At 26.6% G+C, this 1,825-nt stretch carries 1 protein-coding gene; it reads left to right on the forward strand.

Features of this window, described 5'->3' with window-relative positions; genetic code table 11:
• Positions 1-198 (forward strand): hypothetical protein (locus tag ACF91D_RS30060; RefSeq protein ID WP_392438392.1); only part of this gene is annotated, 198 nt, incomplete at its 5' end.
• Between the last annotated feature and the right edge of the window lie 1,627 nt (positions 199-1,825).

Consider the following 1,825-nt stretch of genomic DNA (forward strand, 5'->3'; position numbering starts at 1 on the left):
AGAATACAAGATAAGAGATCTATCAGTATTAAATTACCATACAGTTTATTAAAATTATTCGGTAAAGTGTCAATCTTCAATAAGTTATACGGAAATTTAGCTTATTCAAAGGATATAGATGAAGTGAATTATAATGATAATTTTATTAAAGAAATCGAATCATATATTCAAACTTTAAAACATAAATCAAATTTTTAAAAATGAAAAGTATAAATTTGCAAGACTCCTCTGTAAATTTTCTGATAATAAAGAGTTGTTTTTTCTTAATTATGTATTCTGTTTATTTCTTGAATTCATATGATTCTAAGCTATCTAATGTATTATTAGAAAAATAATATTCGAACAATTAGTAGACTAATCAGAATTAATAGATGCTCAATAAAAAAATCAACGTATTCCCAAATTTGGATACGCTGATTTTTTTATAATGTTATTATAAAATATATAATTGACTTTAAATACACGTTGAGACTGTTCCATTATTTCTTTGGAATTCAAACATATTGTAATAGGATTCTAATTCGTTATTAATCATTTTGAATATACGATGATTCATATCTTTCATATAGGGATATTTCTCCTTTTATTCTAAGCGTATATACTTCATCATCAACATATTGTAAAAACAAACGATATTTTTACAATAAATCGACTTTAAGTGCGTCAATATTTCCATTGGAAACGCAACAGAATGTTTATCAACGTTTAAAATAATCTGTTCAAATTTTAGCAAAGTAGGTCGCACTGATACGACCTTCTCTAATACAGACTTCTTAGTAGTAGAAGTTATATTTGGAAGCAATGCAAAATGCTTAAGACATTATCGGTATCATTGTCTTAAGAGGTATTGTTGCGGCTGTATCAATTTGTTAAAGATGTATTGAAATGTTCAAGTGTTCCACTATATACGTAGGAAATACATGAAAAACAGGGAAGTCTCTTTCAATATAAGGGAAGAATACATGCAAGACAATAATATGATTTAATATTTATTTCGCTTTGTGACATCTTTATGCTAAAAGTATTTTAGTAAAACCACTGATAAGGAGAAGCGTATCATAAATGATGCGGTTTGTTATAGATATAAATGATTAAAAGATGTTTAACTAAAAGTAGCAATGCATTGCGTACTTTTACTCTCATTCCTCAGATTAATAATCCTAACAAATCAAAATCACTATTGAATTTTGCTTTAATAAACAAATCTAATCAACTAGCAACATATTAAGGTTATACTGACACAAAACTCAACAAAAAATAAAGTTAGAATTCAATAAAAATTAGGCTACTTATCTCCTATGGAATTTAGAAAACTAGCAGCCTAGCAATCGTGTTTTTACTAAACTCCCACTTTAAGGGGTCAGCGCCTAAATATGTGATGCTTTCTTTTTCCTATGTAAATAGATTGCTTTTCAACACGATATATAAATGTGAAAAAACATCAACAAACGATAGCAGAGACATATGATAAATAAGCTCAATAACTATGAGACGTTCAATATAGATAATTTATTATATTAACAAAAATATAAACATAACTCATTGTGAATCATAGTATAAATGAATTATAAAAATACTTTGTGGTATGCGTTCCATTTAGTTTTACTCTAATTTCTTTGTTATATATTTTTGATTGTTGTAAATAACAGCACATCACTTGACTGTGTAATATCAGTAACTAAGTGATGTGCTATTTTATAATATCAGTTAAAAACAAAAGCGTTTATACCTATACGGGGTATGTGTTATATTATAACCATAATTACTATAATATTTTCGTAAATAGGGGGACTTAATTTGAGAAATAATGGAGAAGAACATAATC

The organism is Staphylococcus sp. 231237_7MaSpsaltlick (assembly GCF_043107035.1).